At 77.7% G+C, this 1,722-nt stretch carries 2 protein-coding genes; both read left to right on the plus strand.

Annotated features, from left to right (window positions below; translation table 11 throughout):
* Window positions 1-69 precede the first annotated feature (69 nt).
* Entirely contained in the window at window positions 70-1,383 is a 1,314-nt protein-coding gene (locus ACIQOV_RS40335; RefSeq protein ID WP_401055970.1) for a glycosyltransferase 87 family protein, read from the plus strand.
* The coding region (locus ACIQOV_RS40340) for a glycosyltransferase (RefSeq protein ID WP_401055972.1) at window positions 1,290-1,722 on the plus strand (433 nt) is incomplete at its 3' end. The genes ACIQOV_RS40335 and ACIQOV_RS40340, both read left to right, overlap by 94 nt.

Raw genomic sequence — 1,722 nt, forward strand, 5'->3', positions numbered from 1 at the left:
GGGAAACCCGACCACAGGACTCGACCTGGCCGTGATGACCCCGCCGAGCTGCGGCGATGCAATGAAGGGGTGACGAAACGGGCGTGGTGGTGGTGCGGCGGGTGGCTGGTGGCGGCCGGGTGGGCGGGGGCGTTTCCGGTGCTGTCCGGGCTCGGGCCGCACCGGAGTTGGGGGACCTTCGCGGCCTGCGGGTACCTGTCGGCGGCACTCGCCGTGGCGCTGGTACGGCGGCGCGGGCGTGAGGTGTCGGTGGCGCTCGCCGCCGTCGGGGCGGTGCTGGTGCCGCTGCTCGTGCTGGTGCTGGACGGGCGGGGGCAGAGCGAGGTCGGGGTGATCGAGCGCTCCGGGTCGCTGCTGCTGCACACCGGCACGCCGTACCTGGCCGAGCCGGCGTCCGTCACCCAGTACACCCCGTACCTCCCCGGCATGGCCCTGCTGGGCCTGCCCCGGGCGCTGCTGGGCAACACGCCGCTGGGCGGGTCACCGCTGGGTGACGCCCGGCTCTGGTGTGCGGCGGTGTTCCTGGTCTGCGTGCTGCGGACGGTGCCCGCCGGGCGCCGGCTCGGCGCCGCCGCGCTCACCGTCTCGCCGGTGGTCGCGCTGCCGCTCTGCGTCAGCGGAGTCGACCTGCCGCTCATCGGCCTCTGCTGGCTCGCCCTGGTCCGCGCCGCCGAACGGCGGCCGGTGGCGGCCGGGTTGGCGCTGGCCGCCGCCTGCTCGCTGAAGTGGACGGCCTGGCCCGCACTCGCCGTGGTGACCGCCCTGCTGGCGGCCACGGCCGGACGGCGAGCGGCGCTGCGCGGGGCGGCCGTCACGGTGGGCGCGGCGGCGGTGGCCGTACTCCCGGTGGCGCTGCGCGCGCCCGGGCCGCTGGCGGAGCAGGTCTTCGCCTTCCCCACCGGGCGCGGCCGGCTGCCCACCCCGGCCGCCAGCCCGCTGCCCGGACGGCTGCTCGCCGATCTCGGCCCGCCCGGCCGGTACGCCGCCGTCTGCCTGCTGCTGCTCGCCGGGCTCGCCGTCGGGGCGTCCCTGCTCCTCCGACCGCCCCGCACCGCGGCCGCGGCGGCGCACCGGCTGGCCCTCGGGCTGACCGCGGCCTTCCTGCTGGCACCCGCCGGGCGGTTCGGCTACCTCGCGCTGCCGCTCGTCCTCGTTCTGCTCCCCCTCTCGTCCTCCGTTCCGGTCTCCGTTCCGCTCTCCGTTCCGAAAGGCCTGCCATGGGCACCACCCTCGTCGTCACCAACGACTTCCCACCGCGCCAGGGCGGCATCGAAACCTTCGTCCGGGCCATGGCCGACCGCGTCCCCGACCACGACGTCGTGGTCTACACCTCGGCCGAACCCGGCGCGGAGCGCCACGACGCCGCTCTCCCCTACCCGGTGATCCGCGACCGCGCCCGCACCCTGCTGCCGACCCCGCGGGCCACCCGCCGGGCCGCCGCGATAGCCCGCGCGCACGGCTGCGACCGGGTCTGGTTCGGCGCCGCCGCCCCGCTCGCCGCGATGACGCCCGGCCTGCGGCGGCTGGCGCCCGGCCTCCGCCGCACGGTCGCCACCACGCACGGACACGAGATCTGGTGGGCCCGCACCCCGGGCGCCCGCGGCCTGCTGCGCCGGATCGGCCGCAGCACGGACGCGGTGACCTTCCTCGGGGCCTACACCCGCGCCCGGATCGCCCCCGCTGCCCGCGACCGGCACCGCCAAGCCGCCGCCGACACCAACC

The organism is Kitasatospora sp. NPDC091257, from assembly GCF_044757675.1.
In the GTDB taxonomy this organism is placed as follows: domain Bacteria; phylum Actinomycetota; class Actinomycetes; order Streptomycetales; family Streptomycetaceae; genus Kitasatospora; species Kitasatospora lactacystinica.